The 20,156-nt window shown below is 60.0% G+C and carries 22 protein-coding genes; 9 read left to right on the plus strand and 13 right to left on the minus strand.

Annotated elements, in window-relative coordinates; all coding sequences use genetic code 11:
* Positions 1–140: 140 nt before the first annotated feature.
* Positions 141–446, plus strand: a complete 306-nt coding sequence (locus RHP74_RS23670) for a PepSY domain-containing protein (protein WP_154912421.1) — start codon at positions 141–143, stop codon at positions 444–446.
* A 137-nt stretch (positions 447–583) separates the two neighbouring features.
* Positions 584–1,777: a GAF domain-containing sensor histidine kinase gene (locus RHP74_RS23675; RefSeq protein WP_010457290.1), complete on the plus strand. Its 1,194-nt coding sequence runs from the start codon at positions 584–586 to the stop codon at positions 1,775–1,777.
* Here the strand turns inward: RHP74_RS23675 and RHP74_RS23680 are convergent.
* Both RHP74_RS23680 and RHP74_RS23685 read right to left on the minus strand, forming a co-directional pair.
* Entirely contained in the window at positions 1,774–2,103 is a 330-nt protein-coding gene (locus tag RHP74_RS23680; RefSeq protein ID WP_083375911.1) for a hypothetical protein, read from the minus strand. The genes RHP74_RS23675 and RHP74_RS23680 overlap by 4 nt on opposite strands.
* Before the next feature lie 208 nt (positions 2,104–2,311).
* Entirely contained in the window at positions 2,312–3,934 is a 1,623-nt protein-coding gene (locus RHP74_RS23685; protein WP_311096442.1) for a methyl-accepting chemotaxis protein, read from the minus strand.
* A gap of 274 nt (positions 3,935–4,208) precedes the next feature.
* Here RHP74_RS23685 and RHP74_RS23690 point away from each other — a divergent pair, with 274 nt between their 5' ends.
* Positions 4,209–5,231 carry a transporter gene (locus RHP74_RS23690; protein WP_077748671.1) on the plus strand — a complete coding sequence of 341 codons (1,023 nt, stop codon included), beginning with the start codon at positions 4,209–4,211 and terminating at the stop codon, positions 5,229–5,231.
* Positions 5,232–5,444: 213 nt separating this feature from the next.
* Positions 5,445–7,061, plus strand: coding sequence for an inorganic phosphate transporter (locus RHP74_RS23695; protein WP_010457300.1), 1,617 nt, complete (start codon positions 5,445–5,447; stop codon positions 7,059–7,061).
* Positions 7,062–7,189: 128 nt separating this feature from the next.
* On the opposite strand, the gene RHP74_RS23700 is transcribed toward RHP74_RS23695, so the two are convergent.
* Positions 7,190–8,086 carry a LysR family transcriptional regulator gene (locus RHP74_RS23700; RefSeq protein WP_077748673.1) on the minus strand — a complete coding sequence of 299 codons (897 nt, stop codon included), beginning with the start codon at positions 8,084–8,086 and terminating at the stop codon, positions 7,190–7,192.
* A gap of 121 nt (positions 8,087–8,207) precedes the next feature.
* Here RHP74_RS23700 and RHP74_RS23705 point away from each other — a divergent pair, with 121 nt between their 5' ends.
* Positions 8,208–8,966 carry an SDR family NAD(P)-dependent oxidoreductase gene (locus tag RHP74_RS23705; RefSeq protein WP_010457302.1) on the plus strand — a complete coding sequence of 253 codons (759 nt, stop codon included), beginning with the start codon at positions 8,208–8,210 and terminating at the stop codon, positions 8,964–8,966.
* A 154-nt stretch (positions 8,967–9,120) separates the two neighbouring features.
* Here RHP74_RS23705 and RHP74_RS23710 read toward each other — a convergent pair whose 3' ends face one another.
* Positions 9,121–9,555, minus strand: a complete 435-nt coding sequence (locus RHP74_RS23710; protein WP_200666852.1) for a multidrug/biocide efflux PACE transporter — start codon at positions 9,553–9,555, stop codon at positions 9,121–9,123.
* Between the two features lie 90 nt (positions 9,556–9,645).
* On the opposite strand from RHP74_RS23710, the gene RHP74_RS23715 reads away from it, so the two are divergent.
* The gene (locus RHP74_RS23715) at positions 9,646–10,500 is read left to right on the plus strand and encodes a LysR family transcriptional regulator (RefSeq protein ID WP_311096444.1); all 855 of its coding nucleotides are present in this window, start codon (positions 9,646–9,648) and stop codon (positions 10,498–10,500) included.
* Positions 10,501–10,620: 120 nt separating this feature from the next.
* Here RHP74_RS23715 and RHP74_RS23720 read toward each other — a convergent pair whose 3' ends face one another.
* The 4 genes from RHP74_RS23720 to RHP74_RS23735 form a co-directional block, all read right to left on the minus strand.
* Positions 10,621–11,856 carry an RNA polymerase sigma factor gene (locus RHP74_RS23720; RefSeq protein ID WP_010457305.1) on the minus strand — a complete coding sequence of 412 codons (1,236 nt, stop codon included), beginning with the start codon at positions 11,854–11,856 and terminating at the stop codon, positions 10,621–10,623.
* A complete protein-coding gene (locus RHP74_RS23725) occupies positions 11,856–12,347 on the minus strand; it encodes an SRPBCC family protein (protein ID WP_010457306.1) in 492 nt (163 codons plus the stop codon). The genes RHP74_RS23720 and RHP74_RS23725 overlap by 1 nt, the downstream gene beginning before the upstream one ends.
* A gap of 27 nt (positions 12,348–12,374) precedes the next feature.
* Positions 12,375–12,719, minus strand: coding sequence for a YciI family protein (locus RHP74_RS23730; RefSeq protein WP_010457311.1), 345 nt, complete (start codon positions 12,717–12,719; stop codon positions 12,375–12,377).
* 81 nt (positions 12,720–12,800) lie between these two features.
* Positions 12,801–13,226, minus strand: a complete 426-nt coding sequence (locus RHP74_RS23735) for an SgcJ/EcaC family oxidoreductase (RefSeq protein WP_083375907.1) — start codon at positions 13,224–13,226, stop codon at positions 12,801–12,803.
* A gap of 140 nt (positions 13,227–13,366) precedes the next feature.
* Here RHP74_RS23735 and RHP74_RS23740 point away from each other — a divergent pair, with 140 nt between their 5' ends.
* Positions 13,367–13,852 carry an N-acetyltransferase gene (locus RHP74_RS23740; RefSeq protein WP_145309280.1) on the plus strand — a complete coding sequence of 162 codons (486 nt, stop codon included), beginning with the start codon at positions 13,367–13,369 and terminating at the stop codon, positions 13,850–13,852.
* 7 nt (positions 13,853–13,859) lie between these two features.
* Positions 13,860–14,465 (plus strand): pyridoxamine 5'-phosphate oxidase family protein, encoded by a 606-nt coding sequence (locus RHP74_RS23745; RefSeq protein ID WP_288110559.1) that lies wholly within the window; start codon positions 13,860–13,862, stop codon positions 14,463–14,465.
* A gap of 135 nt (positions 14,466–14,600) precedes the next feature.
* On the opposite strand, the gene RHP74_RS23750 is transcribed toward RHP74_RS23745, so the two are convergent.
* The 3 genes from RHP74_RS23750 to RHP74_RS23760 all read right to left on the minus strand — a co-directional run bounded on the left by RHP74_RS23750 (position 14,601) and on the right by RHP74_RS23760 (position 16,623).
* Positions 14,601–15,089: a GNAT family N-acetyltransferase gene (locus RHP74_RS23750; protein WP_010457320.1), complete on the minus strand. Its 489-nt coding sequence runs from the start codon at positions 15,087–15,089 to the stop codon at positions 14,601–14,603.
* Between the two features lie 313 nt (positions 15,090–15,402).
* Complete coding sequence (locus tag RHP74_RS23755) at positions 15,403–15,891, minus strand: GyrI-like domain-containing protein (RefSeq protein ID WP_311096446.1); 489 nt, start codon at positions 15,889–15,891, stop codon at positions 15,403–15,405.
* Positions 15,892–15,960: 69 nt separating this feature from the next.
* Positions 15,961–16,623 (minus strand): LysE family translocator, encoded by a 663-nt coding sequence (locus tag RHP74_RS23760; RefSeq protein WP_077748680.1) that lies wholly within the window; start codon positions 16,621–16,623, stop codon positions 15,961–15,963.
* A 138-nt stretch (positions 16,624–16,761) separates the two neighbouring features.
* Here RHP74_RS23760 and alaC point away from each other — a divergent pair, with 138 nt between their 5' ends.
* Positions 16,762–17,979 (plus strand): alanine transaminase, encoded by a 1,218-nt coding sequence (alaC, locus tag RHP74_RS23765; protein WP_083375904.1) that lies wholly within the window; start codon positions 16,762–16,764, stop codon positions 17,977–17,979.
* A gap of 193 nt (positions 17,980–18,172) precedes the next feature.
* Here the strand turns inward: alaC and RHP74_RS23770 are convergent, their stop codons facing one another.
* Both RHP74_RS23770 and RHP74_RS23775 read right to left on the minus strand, forming a co-directional pair.
* Positions 18,173–19,525, minus strand: a complete 1,353-nt coding sequence (locus RHP74_RS23770) for a GntP family permease (RefSeq protein ID WP_010457326.1) — start codon at positions 19,523–19,525, stop codon at positions 18,173–18,175.
* 82 nt (positions 19,526–19,607) lie between these two features.
* Positions 19,608–20,141 (minus strand): gluconokinase, encoded by a 534-nt coding sequence (locus RHP74_RS23775; protein ID WP_010457327.1) that lies wholly within the window; start codon positions 20,139–20,141, stop codon positions 19,608–19,610.
* Between the last annotated feature and the right edge of the window lie 15 nt (positions 20,142–20,156).

Consider the following 20,156-nt stretch of genomic DNA (forward strand, 5'->3'; position numbering starts at 1 on the left):
ATCCCGTAGGAGCGAGTGATGCGGCAATCCGATTTGCTCGCGAAATCTTCCAAACGACACGGTGATTGGAATTAAGGGTGAATTAAGTTGCCACAGTTAATCTGGACTCACTTAAACAGATCACCCCAAGGAATGAACCCATGAAAACCCTGACTGCCCTGTTCACCGCTGCTGCCCTGACCCTCACCGCTGGCTTGGCTCAGGCTGACGTTCGTGTCGACCAGATCCCTGAGCTGGTCAAGAGCGGCAAGATCAAGCCACTGGAAGAAATGAACCAGGAGGCACTGAAACGGCACCCAGGCGCGATCATCACCGACACGGATCTGGACAACCACTTCAACAACTACGAGTACGAAGTGGAACTGAAAACCGCTGACGGCAAAGAATTCGACGTGGACTTCGATGCCACCACCGGCAAAGTCCTGAGCGACAAACAAGACACCTGATACCCGTATAAAACAAAGCCGCACGATCTTCGGATCGTGCGGCTTTTTTGCATGCCGGATTCGCATAATCAACACGCGCCAACTCGGCGGTAGCCCGCTAGAATCCCTCAACGGTGATTACACAGAGATGGATTGAGATGGGGCAAACAGCGGCAGCAGACATCGCCACGATCGGCCGGATCAGCGCGGTGCCGGCGATTCTCCAGGTGATCCGTGAATTGACGGGGCTGCGCTTCGCTGCGGTGGCCCGCGTTACCGAAGACTCATGGACCGCTTGCGCCGTACTCGATCAGCTGGACTTCGGCTTGCAGGTCGGCGGCGAGCTGGAGGTGGTCACCACCTTGTGCCACGAAATTCGCCAGGCGCATCAGTCGGTGGTGATCGACAAGGCCAGTGAAGACCCGCTTTACCGCGATCACCACACGCCTCGCCTCTATCAATTCGAAAGCTATATTTCGGTGCCGATCTTTCGGCCCGACGGACGCTTTTTCGGCACCATCTGCGCCCTTGATCCCAATCCTGCATCGCTCAAATCCAGCACGATCCAGAGCACCATGGAATCCTTTGCGCGAATGCTGGCGTTGCAGATCGAGGCGGAAGAGAACCTGCAAAAAACCGAAGCGGCATTGATGGCGGAACGCAAAAACACCGCGTTGCGCGAACAGTTCATCGCCGTGCTCGGCCATGACCTGCGCAACCCGTTGTTCGCGATCAGCGCCGGCGCCGAAATGCTCTTGCGCAAGCTTCCCGACCCGGCGAATCAGCAACGGGCCCGGCACATTCTGACCAGTGCCCGGCGCGCGACCCGACTGGTCGATGATGTGCTGGATTTCGCTCGTGGTTCGTTGGGCAGTGGTATTCCGGTGGACATCGCACCGTGCCCGGACCTGGGCGACGCCTTGCGGCACGTGATTTCAGAAGTCCAGAACATCTATCCCCAACGCACCCTTCGCATGTCCATTGGCGAGCTGCACGGTATTCAGTGCGATCGCGAGCGGGTCGCGCAATTGCTTTCCAATCTGGTGGCGAACGCCGTTGCCCACGGCGATCCCGAGGGCTCGGTAGACGTGAGCGCGCAGATCCACGACGGGCAGTTCGTGCTGAGCGTGACGAATCAGGGGCTCATCGCCGAGGACGCGTTGCCCCATCTGTTTCGCCCCTACGCGCGACCGGCCCGCGGAACACCGCAGACCGGTCTCGGGTTGGGGTTGTACATCGCCAGTCAGATTGCGCAGTCCCATGGTGGAAAGCTGGAAGTGCGCTCGACAACGAAGGAAGGCACGCAGTTTGTTTTCAGCTTTCCGGTGCAGACAGTTCCGGGAAAAGCTTAAGTCGCAGCAATGACGTTGAAGTTAGAAACGGGCGATACAGCGACATTTCCAGAGTCGTCGGCTAGCGTGTAATTCGCCTTCACGGGACCAAGCTTAATGAACTGTTTTTCAATGTAAAAGTGCACACCTGCCACCTCTTCAACCACCGTGATTGTATGCGTGAACACCGACACGTCATTCCAGATCACTTCAAGCTTGTCCCCTTTTTTGTAGTTCTGGTTGCCTTCGACTAGCGCCCGCAAACCATTTTCGCCTACCGGTTCGGTGAGTTCGCCATCGTCAACCCCTTCTACTTTCAAACGACTTAATTGCAGATCCATAGACATAAAAACGCTCCTTGTGAATACAGCAGCGCCACTGCGCTGACAGCGTTATCAAACGCTCGTGCACGGCAATCGTCTACTGTAAGAACTAACAGGTGCCCCGTAAAACCGAACCAAAATGCCAGGCACCCGACCAGCGGCGTAACCCTTATGGATCCGAGAGCGACGGGCGTACCGACTCGGTAACCGATCTGATACGCCGCCGTTTCCGTTACGCGCTCAGACGCGCCGTCACTTCATTCAACTGCCCCGACAACCCATGCAAATGACGGCCGGCCGCTTCGGTGCGCTGCACGTTGTCCAGGTTGGTGCTGGCGATGCTGGTGATTTCAGTGAGGTTGCGTGAAATGTCCTCGGCCACCGAGGTCTGTTCTTCGGCGGCGGTGGCGATCTGGCGGTTCATGTCGCGGATGGCTTCCACGGCATGGGTGATCCGCTCCAGCATGGCGCCGGCCTGGGTCACTTGCTCGACGCTTTCCTCACTGCGCGACTGGCCGCTTTCAATCGCCTGAGCCGCGTCCACCGCACCGGTTTGCACGGTCTGGATGATCTGGTTGATCTCGATGATCGATGCCGCCGTGCGCTGGGCCAGGCTGCGCACTTCATCGGCCACCACCGCAAAACCGCGTCCGGCTTCACCGGCACGGGCCGCTTCGATGGCCGCGTTGAGCGCCAGCAGGTTGGTTTGTTCGGCGATACCGCGAATCACTTCGAGCACCTTGCCGATGCGTCCGCTGTCCGTTTCCAGTTGGCGGATGACCGTGGCGGTGTTGGCGATTTCGCCGCGCATCCGGGTGATGGTGTGAATGGTGCCCTGCATGACTTTTTCGCCGTGTTGGGCGGACTGGTCGGCATCGTCGGCGGCGCGTGCGGCATCGGCGGCGTGACGGGCGACTTCCTGTGCGGTGGCCGACATTTCGTTCATCGCCGTGGCCACCTGATCGGTGCGGTTGAACTGCTCATTGGTGCCGCTGGTCATGAGGCTGGCGATCGAGTTCAGCTCACTGCTGGCGCTGTCCAGGTCCTTGGCGCTGCGCTGCAAACGGCTGAACGTTTCGGCGAGGAAATCACGCAAAGTGTTGGCCGCAACCGCCAATTTACCCAGCTCATCCTGACGGGTGCTGGCCACGCGGTCGGCAAACTTGCCCTGGCTGAGTTGCGCGACGTACTCGATCAGTTTGCGAATCGGTTCAATCAGGTTGCGGTTGACCAGCCACAGGCTCAAGAGCCCGATCAACAGCCCCGAGACGAGCATCACAATGAGCCCCAGCAACACGGTGCGATCGGCTTCGGCGCTGATTTGCTTCGACTGCTCGACACCCTGCTTGCGCAATTCGCTGACCAACTCGGTCATCTGTTCACTGGTCGCACGGTCGACACCTTTGACCGCCGCGTCGCCTGCCGTCGGGTCGGCGCCCGCCGCCACGTAGGCGTCACGGCCCTTCTGATAGGCAGCGCCCAGCAAACGGTGTTCGTCACGCAGGCGTTCGATGCGGGTTTTCAGTTGCGGATCGATACCTTTTTGCACAGCCAGCTCACCTAGAATGCTCTGCACATCGCGCTGACGGTCTTCGAATTGTTTCCAATACTTCTCCAGGTCGGCCGGTTGCTTGCCACGCAGCAGGACGTTTTTCCATTCCTGGACCTGCACCTTGAATTGCAGGTTGGCTTCATCGATCAACTGCGAGGTGTGCAGCGGGCCTTCAATCAGTTTGACGTAGCTCTGAACGCCGCCGGACAGAAAGTGAAAGCAAGCCAGGGCGATCAACAGTACCGCCAACAGGCTGCCGCTCAACAGGGCGAGAATTTGTGCTCTCAGGGATTTTTGCAGCATCGAGTGATACTCATGACAGGGGGTGAGACACGCGGCAAACACAGCGTGAAAGGTGTCCGGACATCCCTGTCTGAAACTTGGCTCATGGCCGAAGCCGCGCAAGGTAACTTAAGCAAGATCGGCGGGCCAGAGCGGTTCTTGAATCTATTCCGACCACCGGCAATGCAATCGTTTGCGGTTATTTTTTCATCACAAAAACGTCATCCACAGTTGCGATGATGCGGTTCAAGTGAACCTGTAAAACCCGCGACAGGCGCCTCCCTTGCGAGCCCCAATGAACCACAGCATCGACCAAAGCCATCGCGACCCGGACCTGTTCGGTCTGCTCTACGGTTTCAGTTTTCGCCCCGGTGAGCGGGGTCGGGAGATTGATTCGGCGAAAGCGCTGCAATGCCTGCAACAGCCGGACGAGAGCGATGAATTCCTGTGGCTGCACCTGAACCTGGCGCATGCCGCGTGTGAGCGCTGGATGAAAAGCCACCTGGCATTGCCGGACGAGTTTTTCGAAGCCTTGCACGAAGGGTCTCGATCCACGCGCATCGAGCATGTGGATTCGGCGTTGCTGGCGGTGGTCAACGATGTGGTGTTCAACCTCAGCAGCATGGTGTCGTCGGATGTGTCGACGCTGTGGGTGTGCGCCCGCAGCCGGCTGATCATCAGCGCCCGCCTGCAACCGCTGCACTCGGTGGACAAGCTGCGCTCGTCGGTGAAGGCCGGCGAGTGCTTTCGTTCACCGCTGGAATTGCTGGTGCATTTGCTCCGCGATCAGGGCGAGGTACTGACCCAGATCGTGCGCAAGACCAGCCTCAGTGTCGATCAGATCGAAGATGAATTGCTGTCCTCGCGGCTGTCGACCAACCGTGCGGAACTGGGTGCCAATCGCCGGGTGCTGGTGCGCCTGCAACGGCTGCTGGCGCTGGAGCCGGGTTCGTTGTTGCGATTGCTCAACCGGCCGCCGCATTGGTTGCAGAAGGAAGACGTGAAGGAGTTGCGCAAGTCCACCGAGGAATTTGCGCTGATCATCAACGACCTCACGGCGCTGGGTGAGCGGATCAAGCTGTTGCAGGAAGAGATCGCGGCCAACCTGAACGAGCAGAGCAACCGCACACTGTTCACCCTGACCGTGGTGACGGTGCTGGCGCTGCCGATCAACATCATTGCCGGTTTTTTTGGCATGAATGTGGGTGGGGTGCCGTTGTCGGGGGATCCGGAGGGGTTCTGGATTCTGGTGGCACTGGTGGCGACGTTTACCGTGATTGCGGGGCGTTGGGCGTTTCGCAAGCGCCAGGATTATTGAGCCTTCACCCCATCCCCTGTAGGAGCGAGGCTTGCCCGCGAAGGCGTTTTACCTGATACATCGCTTTCGCGAGCAAGCCTCGCGCCTACAGGGACCGGGTGAATTCTGATTAACGGATCAGCAAAAAAACCAAACCCTGATCTAGGGCAGTTTCTCTGTAACATTTGGCAACGATCATGACAGACACTCCTTCCTTCCTCAGGATTGTCTGTCATGGCTACGCCCTCCTACACCGCCCAAACCCAGGCGCCCGCCCGCAGTGCCAGACCTCAACTCGATAAAAAACCCAGCCTGCTCACCCTCGTGGTGTTTTTCGGAGTGCTGGCCAGCGGGTTGTTGTTCACCGCCTACAGCCTGATGCACGACATGAGTGAACTCGGCACGGAGGTCACCACCTGGACGCCGTTTCTGCTGTTGGGCGTGGCGCTGCTGATCGCTCTGGGCTTTGAGTTCGTCAACGGTTTCCACGACACCGCCAACGCCGTGGCCACGGTGATTTACACCAACTCGATGCCGCCGAATTTCGCGGTGGCCTGGTCCGGGTTCTTCAACTTCCTCGGGGTGCTGCTGTCGAGTGGCGCGGTGGCGTTCGGCATCATCGCCCTGCTGCCCGTGGAACTGATTCTGCAAGTCGGGTCCTCCGCCGGTTTCGCGATGATCTTCGCCCTGTTGATCGCGGCGATCCTGTGGAACCTCGGCACGTGGTGGCTGGGCTTGCCGGCCTCGTCGTCGCACACCTTGATCGGTTCGATCATCGGCGTCGGCGTGGCCAACGCCCTGATGCACGGCCACGACGGCACCAGCGGCGTGGACTGGGCTCAAGCGACCAAGATCGGCTATGCGTTACTGTTGTCGCCGCTGGTCGGCTTCGGTTTTGCCGCGCTGTTGCTGCTGGCCTTGCGTGCGTTCGTCAAGAACCGCGCGCTGTACAAGGCGCCGGTCGGCAACACGCCACCGCCGTGGTGGATTCGCGGCATGTTGATTGTGACCTGCACCGGGGTCTCGTTCGCCCACGGTTCCAACGACGGCCAAAAAGGCATGGGCCTGATCATGCTGATTCTGGTCGGCACGCTGCCGATGGCCTATGCGCTGAACCGCACCATGCCGGCCGATCAGGCGCTGCAGTTCGCCGCCGTCGCCGAAGTCACCCAGCAAGCGCTGGTCAAAAGCGTGCCGATGCCGGCCCCCGCCGATCCGCGCCCGATTCTCTCTGAATACGTGCGCAGCAAGGAAGCCACACCGCAACTGATCCCGGCCCTCGCCGCCCTTACGGGCAGTATCGGCGCAGAGGTCAAGGGTTATGGCTCGCTGTCCAAAGTACCGGCCGAAGCCGTGGGCAACGTGCGTAACGATATGTACCTGACCAGCGAAACCATTCGCCTGATGGACAAGAACAAAGTCGGCCACTTCGACGCCGACACCACCGGCAAGCTGCAACTGTTCAAGCAACAGATCGACAACTCGACGCGCTTTATTCCGCTGTGGGTGAAGATCGCGGTGGCGATTGCGCTCGGGCTGGGCACCATGGTCGGCTGGAAGCGCATCGTGGTGACGGTCGGCGAAAAGATCGGCAAGACCCACCTGACCTACGCGCAAGGCGCCTCGGCGGAAACCGTGGCCATGCTGACCATCGGCGCAGCGGACATGTTCGGCTTGCCGGTGTCGACCACTCACGTGTTGTCCTCGGGCGTGGCCGGGAGCATGGTCGCCAACGGCGGCGGCTTGCAGATGAAGACCATCCGCAACCTGCTGATGGCGTGGGTGCTGACCTTGCCGGCGGCGATTGTGCTGTCAGGCAGCCTGTATTGGCTGTTCACCCAAATCTTCTAGCCCCACACATAACCCTGTAGGCGCGAGTGGTGCGGCAATCCGACTTGCCCACGAAGAGCGATAACCCGGTCATTCGGTCAGACCGCGTTATCGTTCTTCGCGGGCAAGCCTCGCTCCTACAGGGGCGGTTAGGTTGTGGACTGGATGACATTGGCCAGCCAGTCCATGAACGCCCTCACCCGCAGCGGCAAATGCCGTTGCCGGGCGTAGAGCAGCGAGACCTCCATCGAGGGTGCGCTGAACTGCGGCAGCACCGCCACCAGATCACCACTGCTCAAGTGCGATTGCATGCCCTTGACCGGCGCCTGAATCAGTCCGAATCCCCCCACGCACGCCAGCTCATAAGCATCGGTGCTGTTGACCGTCACGCTGCCCGCCATCGGCAGTTGCCGGGGCTTGCCTTCCACCTCGTACAGAAACCCGTCCGACCGCGAACCCAATACGCCGACGTAATGCACCATCCGGTGCTGAGCCAGGTCTTCGAGTGTTTCGGGAATCCCGTAGCGCGCCAAGTACGCCGGGCTCGCGCAGTTGACCATGGCGAAATCACACACGCGACGAGCGACCACCGACTGGTCCGGCTGCGACCCCACGCGCAACACGCAATCAAAACCCTCCCGAAGCAGATCGACTCGCCGGTCAGTGGTGCTGATTTCCAGTTCCAGGTGGGGGTGGCGCGCCATGAATTCCGGCAGTTGCGGCATCACCACCTGGCGGGCCAGGAAGTTCGGCATGTCGATGCGAATCCGCCCGACCAACGAGGCCGGGTCCTGGCGAAACAGGCCCTCGATGTCGTCCATGTGCGACAACAAATCCTTGCTGCGTTCGTACAGCACCAGCCCGTCCTGAGTCGCCTGGACCCGGCGCGTAGTGCGTTGAAGCAAGCGTGTCCCCAGCAGCGTTTCCAGCGCTTGAACGTGATCGGACACCGTGGACCGGGGCAGGCCCAGGCTTTCCCCCGCCAGAGTAAAACTCGACATTTCGCTGACGCGAACGAAGGTGCGCAGCAGTTCCAGCTTGTTCATGAGCCGCCCCTGTATTGTTCGGATTAACCGACCAGTGATTCCGATTTCATCCTGTTTATCACTTCAGAGCGGATAAATAAACTTCCTCCACACCGTCACTCACCACCTTTGAGGAAGTCCCATGAACCGTAAAATCGCACTGATCACTGGCGCCAGCCGCGGCCTCGGCAAAAACGCAGCCCTGCATCTGGCCGCCCAAGGCGTCGACATTATCGGCACCTACAACAGCAAGGCCGATGAGGCGCAAGAACTGGTCGCCGACATCGAACGCCTCGGCGCTCGGGCGGTGATGCTGCAACTCGATGTGAGCCAAAGCGAACGCTTCGAAGCCTTCGCCACCCAGGTCGCCGATGTGTTGCACAGCCGTTTTGATCGCCAGCACTTCGACTTCTTGCTCAACAACGCCGGCATTGGCCTGACCGCGAACTTCGTCGACACCACCGTCGCCCAGTTCGATCTGCTGATGAACATCCACCTGAAAGGGCCGTTCTTCCTCACCCAGAACCTGCTGCCGCTGATGGCGGACGGTGGGCGCATCCTCAACGTATCCAGCGGTCTGACCCGTTTCAGTTTGCCGGGTTACGGTGCTTACGCCGCGATGAAAGGCGCGATGGAAGTGCTGACCCGCTATCAGGCCAAGGAACTCGGTGCCCGCGGCATTTCCGTGAACACCCTGGCACCGGGCGCCATCGAAACCGATTTCGGCGGTGGCACCGTGCGCGATAACAGCGACGTGAACAGTTACATTGCCGGCAATACCGCGTTGGGTCGGGTGGGTCAGCCGGATGACATCGGCGCTGCGATTGCTTTACTGCTGGCGCCGGGCAGCCAGTGGATCAACGGCCAGCGCGTTGAAGCATCAGGCGGGATGTTTTTGTAACTGAAACCTGTGGCGAGGGAGCTCGCTCCCGCTGGGTTGCGAAGCAGCCCCAAAATCTCGGTACCTGCCGAAGATTTTGCGAGCGCTTCGCACTCGAGCGGGACAGTGCGGCGATCCGACAAGCTCCCTCGCCACAAAAGCGGTTCACTCTGGATTAGCGAGCAGTAGACACCATCAACATGCGCTCACGCACCACGTCATACGCCCAGTGATACACGTAAGTGTATGGCAGGAAAAACAGCAACACGCCGATATCCAGCAGGAACGCCTGCCACAGGCTGACGTTCAGCCACCACGCAATCAGCGGCACCCCCATCGCCACCAGCCCGCCTTCGAACAACAGCGCATGGACAACCCGTACCCAGGCGTTGTGCACGATGCCGTAGCGTTTGAGCAAACGGTCGAACAGCCCGTTGAAGACCACGTTCCAGGCCAGCGCCAGGGCGGCGATGACCAACGTGACGACGCCCATCTCGAGCATCGGTTTGTCCATGATCCACGCCAGGAGCGGCGTGCAGATCAGGATGGCCAGCACTTCGAAAGCGATGGCCTGGAAAATACGTTCAGTGATGGATTTGTTGACGCTCATGATCAGGAATCTCTGAGTGACTGTGGTTGCCATCATCCAGCCCTGCGTCGATACTTCCTAACCAATAACCATCGACAAAGGCGATAGTTCATGGCTTCTCAGGAAGTGTTGCAAGCGTTTGTCCAAGCGGCGACGCAAGGTTCGTTTTCTGCGGCAGCACGCAAACTCGGCCGCAGCCAGTCGACCATCAGTGCAGCGGTTGCCAGCCTTGAAATCGATCTGAACCTGGTCCTGTTCGACCGCAGCAGCCGCAAGCCGAGCCTGACCCCGGCCGGGCACGTGATGCTGCAGCGGGCCGAGGAGATCCTGGCCGCCACCAGCCGCCTGGCAATGACCGCCAGTCTGCTGTCCCAAGGGGTTGAGCCGAAGTTGACGGTGGCGATTTCCGACACTTATCAGTCCGACCGTTTCGAAGCGGCGTTGAGCGCGTTCGATCAGCGTTATCCGGACCTTGAACTCGAATGCCTGATCGCTGAATGCGATGACCTGGTGGCCTTGGTGCAAAGCGGCCGGGCGCATGTGGCCTTTGCCGAAAAGCAGGACAGTTACCCGCCGGACCTGGTCAGCTCGACCGTGGATGAACGCACGGAGATTGCCCTGTTCGTGTCCCGCGAGCATCCATTGGCAGCGCTGGGCCTCGTCGATCAAGACGCGTTGCAAAAGCATCGGGAGTTGCGACTGGCGACGATCGTCAATCCGTATGAAAGCCGTGCGAAGGGACGCGTCTGGTCGGCGCCGAGTTACCTGATGCTGTTGGAAATGGCCCAGGGCGGGTTTGGCTGGGCACCGTTGCCGCGATGGTTGGTGGAGCGGTTTGGCCCGGGGACATTGCAGGAGCTGGACGTGCGGGGCTGGCCGAAACCGGTGTTTGTCGATGCCTTGTGGTCGCGGCTGCATCCGCCGGGGCCGGCAGGGAGCTGGTTGCTCGGCAAGCTGCTGGAATGAAAGTCCTGCGGACCTTATCGCGAGCAGGCTCGCTCCCACAGTGGATCGCGGTGATCACAAAATTTGTGTACGCCCCCCCGTAGGAGAAAGCCTGCTCGCGATGGGGCCCGTCAGTGCACATCACCTCAGCGCCTTGATCCGCGCCTCGATAAAACGCCGTTCCGGCACCTGCTGCGTCAATTCCAGCGCCCGTTCATACGCCGCCCTCGCCTCTTCACGCCTCCCCAACTGCCGACAAAACTCCGCCCGCGCCGAATGCGCCAAGTGGTAATCCAGCAGATCACCCCGACCCAGAATCCCGTCCACCAGCACCAGCCCCGCCAACGGCCCGTCCCGCCTGGAGATCGCCGCTGCACGGTTCAACTCAATCACCGGTGAAGGCACCGCCGCCAGCAGCACGTCATACAAACCCACAATCTGCTGCCAGTCCGTCTCCCCCGCCGTGGTCGCTTCGGCGTGCACCGCCGCAATCGCCGCTTGCAGGCAATAAGGCCCGAACCGTCCGGTGGTCAGCGCCGCCTCCACCAGCGCGCAACCTTCGGCAATCATCCCGGCATCCCACAACGAGCGGTCCTGTTCATCCAGCACAATCAGTTCACCGCTCGCCGACGTGCGGGCCGGGCGTCGTGATTCATGCAACAGCATCAACGCCAGCAGCCCTATCACTTCCGATTCCGGCAGCAACTCCATCAACAGCCGCCCGAGCCGGATCGCTTCGCGGGTCAGGTCCTCGCGGGTCAGTTCGGCGCCGACCGACGCCGAGTAACCTTCGTTGAACACCAGGTAAATCACCCTCAGCACACTGTCGAGACGCTCGGGCAGTTCCGCCAGTGTCGGCACTTGATAAGGGATTTTCGCGTCACGGATTTTCGCTTTGGCGCGCACGATGCGCTGGGCGATGGTCGCCGGTGCCGAGAGAAAGGCGCGGGCAATTTCCTCCGTGGTCAGGTCGCACACTTCGCGCAGGGTCAACGGCACCTGGGCATCCGACGCGAGGGCCGGGTGACAACAGGTGAAGATCAACCGCAAACGATCGTCTTCCACGTCCTCATCACTCCAGTCGGCCTGTTCCAGCTCCTCCAGTTGAGCAATCAACATCGGCCGGGACGCGGCAAAACGCGCGCGCCGACGCAACACATCAATGGCCTTGAAGCGCCCGGTGGACACCAGCCACGTGCGCGGGTTATCCGGCACGCCGTCACGCTGCCAACGCTCGACCGCGACGAAAAATGCCTCGTGCAGGGCCTCTTCGGCGAGGTCGAAATCGCCAAGCAAACGGATCAGCGTCGCCAGAATCCGCCGCGAGTCTTCGCGGTAGACCTGCTCGACCCGAGCCGTGACCGAAGCGTCAGTCATCAGTCCGGCATGCCTTCAGTCACCAGCATCACCAAGCGATCGAGGCTTTGTCCCCAGCCATCGTAAAACCCCATGGCCTCGTGGGCCTGACGATCTTCTTCGGACCAGTGCATGGCCCGGGCGGTGTAGAGGGTTTTGCCGTCCTTGTCTTCGAGGGTCACTTCGGCCGACATGAAGGGTTTGCCCGAAGGAATCCACCCGGGAGTGAACGCGTCGGTGAACACCAGGCGTTCAGGCGCGACGATTTCCAGGAAGACTCCCATGGTCGGATACTCAGTCCCGTCCGGTGCGCGCATCAGGGTGCGAAACTGGCCGCCGACCCACAGATCCATTTCGCACTCCGGGGTGGTCATGCCATGCGGCCCCCACCATTGAGTGAGCAAGGCCGGCTCGGTCCAGGCGCGGAAGAGCTTGCGGCGCGGCGCGTCGATCAGACGACTGATGGACAGCTCGAATTCGGCAGGCTGATGCTTATAGGGTTGCGGACTCATGGGGATCTCCTGTCTTGTGCTTGTTATTCAGGGATTCAACTGGCGAACGGGCCGCACCTCGACGCTGCCGACCCGGGCCGCCGGGATGTTGCCGGCGACCTGGATCGCTTCATTGAGGTCTTTGGCATCGATCAGGTAGAAGCCGGCCAGTTGCTCCTTGGTTTCGGCGAACGGGCCATCGGTGATCGACATCTTGCCGTTGCGCATGCGCACGGTGGTCGCGGTCTGCACCGATTCCAGCGCCTCGGCCGCGATCATCCGGCCGCTGCCCTGGATCGCCTCGGCGTAGGCCATGCACTCGGCGTCATGGGGACTGTCGGGCAGCGAGTGCAACTCTTGTTCGTTGCTGTAGACCAGGCATAGGTACTTCATGTGGGCTCTCCCGGATCGAACTGATCAACTATGGCTGCTGATTGGCGTTTTGGCGCTGCTTCCCGATAAACAGCCCGGTGATCAGGGTTCAAGGTTGAACAGCGCCGTGCCACTGGTCATGTCGAACGGGGCCGACCAGTGTTCATGGACGATGCGCCATTGCCCGGCATCGCGCCGATAGCAGGCGGTCACACGCATCCAGCAGGCCTGGGTTTCACCTTGTTCGTTGGTGCCGCCGCAATGGGCCAGCCAGTGAGCGAAGGCGATGTGCTCGTCCGCGACGATGTTCAAGTGGGCGAAGTCGAACGTGTGCGCGCCCTGGCACATTTCCATGCACTCTTCCCAATGCGCGCGGTAAGCCGCCTTGCCGCGAAACTGCAAGGCCTTGACCGCGTCGTAGGAGACGATGTCGTCGGCATACAGCGTCATGAGTTTTTTGACGTCCTTGGCGATGACCGCCTCACGATAGGTGTCGATCAGGGCCTGGATTTCTTGGGTTGCGTTCATGGTGGTTCTCCGTGTTTTTTGTTGTGAAGACACCCTTAGTCGTCTGGCGCACCGCCAAATCGACAGTCGAAATAAAAATAATCCATGAATGCAAACTCGTTAGAATCCAACGCCTATTTTGTTGGAAAAAGGACACTCCAGTGACAACCCGACTCGTGCCTTACGAAAGCCTGAACGCGCGCCAGCGCCAGCAGATCGAGGCCATCGAAGTGCATAAAGAGCAGATTAAATTCTCCGGCGACATCCACGGTGCATTGCACACCTTGCTGTCCAAACCCGGTCCCGGCGTCAAGGGATTTGCGCTACTGGCCGAGGAGGTTCCCGTGGCCTTCCTGCTGCTCAAACGCCCGCCCGTGTTGCCGGCCTGGGCCGATGAACACAGTGCGACCTTGCATGCGTTGCAAGTCGATCACCGCGCTCAGGGCAAAGGTTATGGGAAGGCTTGCCTGCAAGCTTTGCCCGACGTGGCTCGTCAGGCGTTTCCGGAAATCAAAGCGCTGGAATTATCGGTGGACGCGGACAATGAGGCCGCCATTGCGCTCTATGCAAAATTTGGCTGGGTCGACAGCGGCGAGGCGTACAAGGGCCGGATCGGTTATGAACGGCGCATGAGTCTGGTTTTCTGAGGTGGTTATGCTCAACAGCATCGAAGCACTGGAAGCGATCTACGGCCAACCCCACGACCGCGCCGTGCGCAAACAGATTGCCTTTCTGAACGAGGACTATCAGGCCATGGTCCGTGCCTCGCCGCTGGTCATCATCAGCTCGGCCGGGCCTGATGGCCTGGACGGTTCGCCTCGTGGCGACACGCCGGGATTCGTGCGGATCATCGACCCGAAGACCCTGGCAATCCCGGACCGTCCGGGCAACAACCGCATCGACACGCTGCGCAATGTGGTGCTCGATTCGCGGGTGTCGCTGCTGTTCATCATCCCCGGCATCGGCGAGACGTTACGGGTCAACGGCACGGCGCAGATCAGCGCGGAACCGACGTTGCTGGAGAGCTTTGCGGTGAACGGCAAACCGGCGCGCACAGTGATGCTGGTGACCGTGGACGCGGCGTACTTCCATTGCTCGAAAGCGATTGTGCGTTCGGATTTGTGGAACCCCGAGAAACATCTGGAGCGCTCGTCACTGCCAACGGCGGGGGCTTTTCACAAGCGCTTGAATGATGGGCAGTTCGATGCCGAAACGTATGACCGGGAAGCGCCGGCGCGGGTGCGGGACAGTCTTTACTGACACGCCCCCTAACCAATGTGGGAGCGAGCCTGCTCGCGATGACGGCATAACATTCAACAGAAGTGTCGACTGTCAGACCGCCATCGCGAGCAGGCTCACTCCCACAGGGGATCTTCGGTGCTTGATATACGTTGGTTACAGCGCCAGAACCATCTCATGCCACGCCATTCCGCCGTGGTCGGAGGCCGACGGCTTGATGTAGGCAAAGCCGAATCCGGCGTACAGCGGAATATGCCGTTCCTTGCACATCAGATGGATGTGGGTCTTGCCCATCGCCCGCATGCGCTCGATGAATTCGCCCATCAAACGCTTCGCCAGCCCCTGCCCCTGAAAATCCGGGTGCACCACCACCGACATGATCACGACGTGCGGCCCGGCCGGGTCGTGGCCAATCAGCTCCTTGAACGCTTCGTCTGACATTTCCACCTGAAACGCCGCACCGGAATTGATGAAACCGGCTACAACGCCGTCCACTTCGGCGACGATGAAACCGTCGGGCCAGGTGGCAATGCGCGTGGCGATTTTTTCCCGGGTGGCGGCTTCGTCGCCTTCGTAGGCAACGGTTTCGATGGCGAAGCAGCGGTCCAGGTCGGCGGGAGTGACGTGGCGGATGACGGTGTTCATGGCAGCTCGGATTCAGCGTGGGAAAGGCTGGGGATCATAAATTAATAAGGTGTTCATATCGATCACTGCTGATGTCGTAAAGCCTTCGTATAGGCGCTTTCATTGCCGATCGGATCGGATTATTGGTGTTGCCTGTCTCTGATCATCGATAGGGGGAACACACCATGAGCAGCGTTCAGATCGGACTTCTCTTGCTGTTGGGCATCAGCACGTTTGGCTTTGTGACGTTGTCGATTGACGTGATGCGGTCGCGACGGATGAAGCGGAGCAAGTAACGATCAAGAGGCGGACGTGGGTCCGCCTCTTGATGCGGTCATTTGTCTTTTAGCGGCAGCCAGATTTCCAGCACGCCGGTGTTGAGCTTCGGGTTGAAGTCTTCGCTGTAGCGTTCGAACTCTGGCGCGTCCGCCGCCTGATGGCCGGACTGTGGCAGCCAGGTTTTCCAGATGTACTGAAAGGTCGCGGGCAACTGGTCCAGTGTGCCTTTGTGCTCGAACACCGCGTAATGCTGGGGTTGAACCTCGACCCAGCGGTACCTATCGGGCAGGTCGTCGAGTTTGGCGATTTCGACGCCGGCGATGTACTCAAACCCGCCTTTACCATCGGGATTGCAGCAAATACCGTAGGTCACTTCACCTTTTTGGCCGGGTATCTTGCCCATCTCGGGAATGAATTTTTCCCAGAGTTCGGGAATGCCTTGTGTGGTCTGCTGGGTAAATCGACCACCCAGCCCTGCAATGAGCAGAAAATGCCCATGTTCGAAGCGTGGCTCGGCCGGTTTCACGCCTGTTTGCTCATCCATGACTCAACTCCTTGCTGCAAAAAAAATGGGTTCGGCTGGGAGTATAGAAGCCAAACCCGATTCGCCTAATTACAGGGCGTGCAACTGCTCGACGGCGCCCGCACCAACAAACTCGTTATAGCCCGATAGAATCACGTACACCGCGAAATAGCAGAAGATCGCCGCCGATGCCATGTAGGAGTAACGCAGCAGTTTGTCGCCCAGCAACTTGCCGCCGTGGCTCGCGGCGAAGCACAACGCGACGCACCAGAACACTCCGGCGCACAGAAAACCGCCGAGAAACAGCGCCGAACTGACGGCGTCACCGCCACCGGAGCGCGCGATGAGCGTACCGCCCACGGCCGCAAACCAGAGAATGGCGCTGGGTGACGACATGGCCAGGAAAATCCCGCGGAAAAACTCCTTGCGGTGAGAGTTCTGCCCCACCTCGGCGGACTGCGCCAACACCGCTTCATGGTGAATCGCCGAATAGATCATCTTCGCCGCGAAATACACCAGCAACGCTGAACCGCCGATCCACAGCACCCAACGCACGGTTTCGTATTGCAGCAAAACGGTCATGCCCGCCAACGCCAGCACCGCGTAAATCAGGTCACCGACGCAAGTGCCCAAGCCCAGGGCAAAGCCTTGAAAATAGCCGCGCTGCATGGCCAGGGTGATCATCGCGATGTTGGCCACGCCGATATCCAGGCACAGCGAAAGGCTCAGCAGAAAGCCGCTGGTAAATTCCATCAACCGGGTTCCTTCGGACAAATTTGTTTACAGAGTCGCTGGACAGTGTGCCACAACAGCCCTTACATTCCGCCACAGGCCACCGCAGTGGCCAGCGTCGCTCGGACGGTTCCGGGCGCTCACGTTACCGAGGCAACAATGGCTAACCCAGGTTCGCCGCGCCGCTTTGCGCGCATAGATCGACTCCCCCCTTACGTATTCAACATCACTGCCGAACTGAAGATGGCCGCCCGTCGTCGTGGCGAAGACATCATCGACTTCAGCATGGGCAACCCTGATGGCCCTACTCCGCCACACATCGTCGAAAAACTGGTCACCGTCGCCCAGCGCGAAGACACCCACGGCTACTCGACGTCCAAGGGCATCCCGCGTCTGCGCCGAGCCATTTCCAATTGGTACAAGGATCGCTACGAGGTCGATATCGACCCGGAAACCGAAGCCATTGTCACCATCGGTTCCAAGGAAGGCCTGGCGCATCTGATGCTGGCCACCCTCGACCAGGGCGACACCGTGCTGGTGCCGAACCCCAGTTATCCGATTCACATCTACGGTGCCGTGATTGCCGGCGCCCAGGTGCGTTCGGTGCCGCTGATCCCGGGCGTGGACTTCTTCGCTGAACTGGAAAGCGCGATTCGCGGCTCGATCCCGAAACCGAAAATGATGATTCTCGGCTTCCCGTCGAACCCCACCGCCCAATGCGTGGAACTGGACTTCTTCGAGCGAGTGATCGCCCTCGCCAAGCAGTATGACGTTTTGGTGGTGCACGACCTGGCTTACGCCGACATCGTCTATGACGGCTGGAAAGCCCCGTCGATCATGCAGGTGCCGGGCGCCAAGGACATCGCGGTGGAATTTTTCACCCTGTCCAAGAGCTACAACATGGCGGGCTGGCGCATCGGCTTCATGGTCGGCAACGCTGAACTGGTCAACGCCCTGGCGCGGATCAAGAGTTACCACGACTACGGCACCTTCACCCCGCTGCAGGTCGCAGCGATTGCGGCGCTGGAAGGCGATCAGCAGTGCGTCAAGGACATCGCCGAGCAGTATCGGCAGCGTCGCAACGTGCTGGTCAAAGGCCTGCACGAACTGGGCTGGATGGTCGAGAATCCGAAAGCGGCGATGTATGTCTGGGCCAAGATTCCCGAAGCCTATGCGCACTTGGGCTCGCTGGAGTTCGCCAAGAAATTGCTCGCCGAGGCCAAGGTCTGCGTCTCGCCAGGCGTCGGGTTTGGTGAGTATGGGGATGATCATGTGCGCTTTGCGCTGATCGAAAACCAGGACCGGATTCGTCAGGCCGTGCGTGGGATTCGCGGGATGTTTCGGGCGGATGGCCTGGCCCCGAAATCCGCTGGCTAACACTTAACCTGTAGGAGTGAGCCTGCTCGCGATGAGGCCATCACATCCAATTGAAGTGTCAACTGCCCCACCGCTATCGCGAGCAGGCTCACTCCTACAAGGGTGATGTGTTGAGCAATGAAATCATCACCCACAAAAAAACCGCATTGCTGCGGTTTTTTTGTGCCTGCGCCTTGCTTAAACAAAGAGCCGCTTAAACGAACATCGACAGCAACAGGATAAAGCCCAGCGCAACGATGGACAGGATGGTTTCCATCGCGGTCCAGGTCTTGAAGGTTTCCGCCACGGTCATGTTGAAATACTGCTTCACCAGCCAGAAACCCGCGTCGTTGACGTGAGACAGGATCAACGAACCGGCACCGGTGGCCAGCACCAGCAGCTCACGGTTCACACCCGGAATCATCCCCACCACCGGCACCACGATGCCTGCGCCAGTAATGGTCGCCACGGTTGCAGAACCGGTTGCCACACGAATCACCGCCGCCACCAGCCAGGCCAGCAGGATCGGCGAGATCTGCGCTTCCACCGCCATGTGGCCGATCACGTCACCCACACCGCTGGTGACCAGCATCTGCTTGAAGCCACCACCGGCACCGATGATCAGAATGATCGCGGCGGTTGGCGCAAGGCTGGCATCCAGCCATTTGAGCATCTGGTTGGAGCCAATGCCCTGCTTGTAACCGAAGGTGTACAGCGACAGCAGCAACGCCAGCAGGAGAGCCGAGATAGGGTGACCGATCAGGTCCATGAAGGTGCGGAAGAAGTTACCGTCCGGCAGCACCACATCGGCAAAGGTCTTGAGCAACATCAGGAAAACCGGCGACAGCACGGTGATCAAGGTGATGGAGAAACTCGGGAGATCGGCAGAGTCGTTTTCACGTGCCAGTTGATCCACCAGTTCCTGGTTAGGATGGCCGGGGATGTATTTGGCGATGAACGTGCCGTAGATCGGACCGGCAATGATGGCCGTCGGCAGCGCAACGATCAGACCGTAAAGAATGGTTTTACCGATGTCAGCGCCAAACACGCCGATGGCCAGCAACGGACCCGGGTGCGGCGGAACCAGGCCGTGCACGGCGGACAGACCGGCCAGCAGCGGGATACCGATCTTGATGATCGACACGCCGGTACGTCGGGCGACGATGAATACCAGCGGGATCAGCAGCACGAAGCCGATTTCGAAGAACAGCGGAATGCCGACCAGGAACGCGGCGAACATCATCGCCCACTGCACCTTGTCCTTGCCGAACGCACGAATCAGGGTCTGGGCAATCTGATCCGCCCCGCCCGACTCGGCCATCATTTTGCCGAGCATCGTGCCCAGCGCGAGGATGATCCCGACAAAACCGAGCACCCCACCGAAGCCGTCCTGGAACGCCTTGATGATGGTGCCGATCGGCATGCCGGAGGTCAGCCCGAGAAAGGCTGCGGCGATGATCAGGGCAATGAACGGGTGGAACTTGAACTTGGTGATCAGGACGATAAGCCCGATCACCGTGACCACTGCATCGAGCAGCAGGAACGTCTCGTGGGACATGCCAAACATTAGGGGTGTCTCCTGGTTGTTGTTGTTATTAAAGCGGGTAACTCGCACGCCATCAGGACAGCGCTATCTCTTCGGAAAAAACTCATACGGCCTGTTTCAGGCCATGGGCCTGCCACCAGACATGCGCTTGCTTCGCCAGTTGCTCGACGCTGTGGTTCGAAGCGTCCAGCGCCAGGGTCAAGGGCTCGCCAACGGGGGATTCAAGGGTGGCGAACTGACTGTCGATCAGGGTCGAAGGCATGAAGTGGCCCGGCCGGTGGGAGACACGATCAGCGGCGACTTCAGGGGTCAGCTCAAGGAACACGAAGCCCAGGCCCGGCAAGGCGCTGCGCAGACGTTCGCGGTAACTGTGTTTGAGGGCCGAGCAGGTCAGCACCGGGCGCTGGCCTTGAGCGTCGACGCGGCGCAATTCATCGCACAGGCTGTCGAGCCAGCCGGCACGGTCTTCGTCGTTCAGGGGGATGCCCGCGCTCATCTTTTCGATATTGGCGGCAGGGTGGAAAGTGTCGCCTTCAATGGCGGTCGCGCCGCTGAGTTGGCACAAGGCCTCGCTGACGCAAGTCTTGCCGCAACCGGCAACGCCCATGATGACCAGGGCGGTGATGGAATGATTCATGTAACACCTCAGCGC

The sequence above is a fragment of the Pseudomonas sp. SG20052 genome, assembly GCF_031766055.1.
In the GTDB taxonomy this organism is placed as follows: Bacteria; Pseudomonadota; Gammaproteobacteria; order Pseudomonadales; family Pseudomonadaceae; genus Aquipseudomonas; species Aquipseudomonas mandelii.

Excerpts from the sequence above, each read along its gene's own strand:
- RHP74_RS23680 (WP_083375911.1), bottom strand. The coding sequence starts at position 2,103 with ATGTCTATGGATCTGCAATTAAGTCGTTTGAAAGTAGAAGGGGTTGAC.
- RHP74_RS23710 (WP_200666852.1), bottom strand. The coding sequence starts at position 9,555 with ATGAGCGTCAACAAATCCATCACTGAACGTATTTTCCAGGCCATCGCT.
- RHP74_RS23720 (WP_010457305.1), bottom strand. The coding sequence starts at position 11,856 with ATGACTGACGCTTCGGTCACGGCTCGGGTCGAGCAGGTCTACCGCGAA.
- RHP74_RS23755 (WP_311096446.1), bottom strand. The coding sequence starts at position 15,891 with ATGGATGAGCAAACAGGCGTGAAACCGGCCGAGCCACGCTTCGAACAT.
- RHP74_RS23775 (WP_010457327.1), bottom strand. The coding sequence starts at position 20,141 with ATGAATCATTCCATCACCGCCCTGGTCATCATGGGCGTTGCCGGTTGC.
- RHP74_RS23690 (WP_077748671.1), top strand. The coding sequence starts at position 4,209 with ATGAACCACAGCATCGACCAAAGCCATCGCGACCCGGACCTGTTCGGT.
- RHP74_RS23705 (WP_010457302.1), top strand. The coding sequence starts at position 8,208 with ATGAACCGTAAAATCGCACTGATCACTGGCGCCAGCCGCGGCCTCGGC.
- RHP74_RS23700 (WP_077748673.1), bottom strand. The coding sequence starts at position 8,086 with ATGAACAAGCTGGAACTGCTGCGCACCTTCGTTCGCGTCAGCGAAATG.
- RHP74_RS23730 (WP_010457311.1), bottom strand. The coding sequence starts at position 12,719 with ATGAAGTACCTATGCCTGGTCTACAGCAACGAACAAGAGTTGCACTCG.
- RHP74_RS23695 (WP_010457300.1), top strand. The coding sequence starts at position 5,445 with ATGGCTACGCCCTCCTACACCGCCCAAACCCAGGCGCCCGCCCGCAGT.
- alaC (WP_083375904.1), top strand. The coding sequence starts at position 16,762 with ATGGCTAACCCAGGTTCGCCGCGCCGCTTTGCGCGCATAGATCGACTC.
- RHP74_RS23750 (WP_010457320.1), bottom strand. The coding sequence starts at position 15,089 with ATGAACACCGTCATCCGCCACGTCACTCCCGCCGACCTGGACCGCTGC.
- RHP74_RS23675 (WP_010457290.1), top strand. The coding sequence starts at position 584 with ATGGGGCAAACAGCGGCAGCAGACATCGCCACGATCGGCCGGATCAGC.
- RHP74_RS23725 (WP_010457306.1), bottom strand. The coding sequence starts at position 12,347 with ATGAGTCCGCAACCCTATAAGCATCAGCCTGCCGAATTCGAGCTGTCC.
- RHP74_RS23670 (WP_154912421.1), top strand. The coding sequence starts at position 141 with ATGAAAACCCTGACTGCCCTGTTCACCGCTGCTGCCCTGACCCTCACC.
- RHP74_RS23770 (WP_010457326.1), bottom strand. The coding sequence starts at position 19,525 with ATGTTTGGCATGTCCCACGAGACGTTCCTGCTGCTCGATGCAGTGGTC.
- RHP74_RS23745 (WP_288110559.1), top strand. The coding sequence starts at position 13,860 with ATGCTCAACAGCATCGAAGCACTGGAAGCGATCTACGGCCAACCCCAC.
- RHP74_RS23685 (WP_311096442.1), bottom strand. The coding sequence starts at position 3,934 with ATGCTGCAAAAATCCCTGAGAGCACAAATTCTCGCCCTGTTGAGCGGC.
- RHP74_RS23760 (WP_077748680.1), bottom strand. The coding sequence starts at position 16,623 with ATGGAATTTACCAGCGGCTTTCTGCTGAGCCTTTCGCTGTGCCTGGAT.
- RHP74_RS23715 (WP_311096444.1), top strand. The coding sequence starts at position 9,646 with ATGGCTTCTCAGGAAGTGTTGCAAGCGTTTGTCCAAGCGGCGACGCAA.
- RHP74_RS23735 (WP_083375907.1), bottom strand. The coding sequence starts at position 13,226 with ATGAACGCAACCCAAGAAATCCAGGCCCTGATCGACACCTATCGTGAG.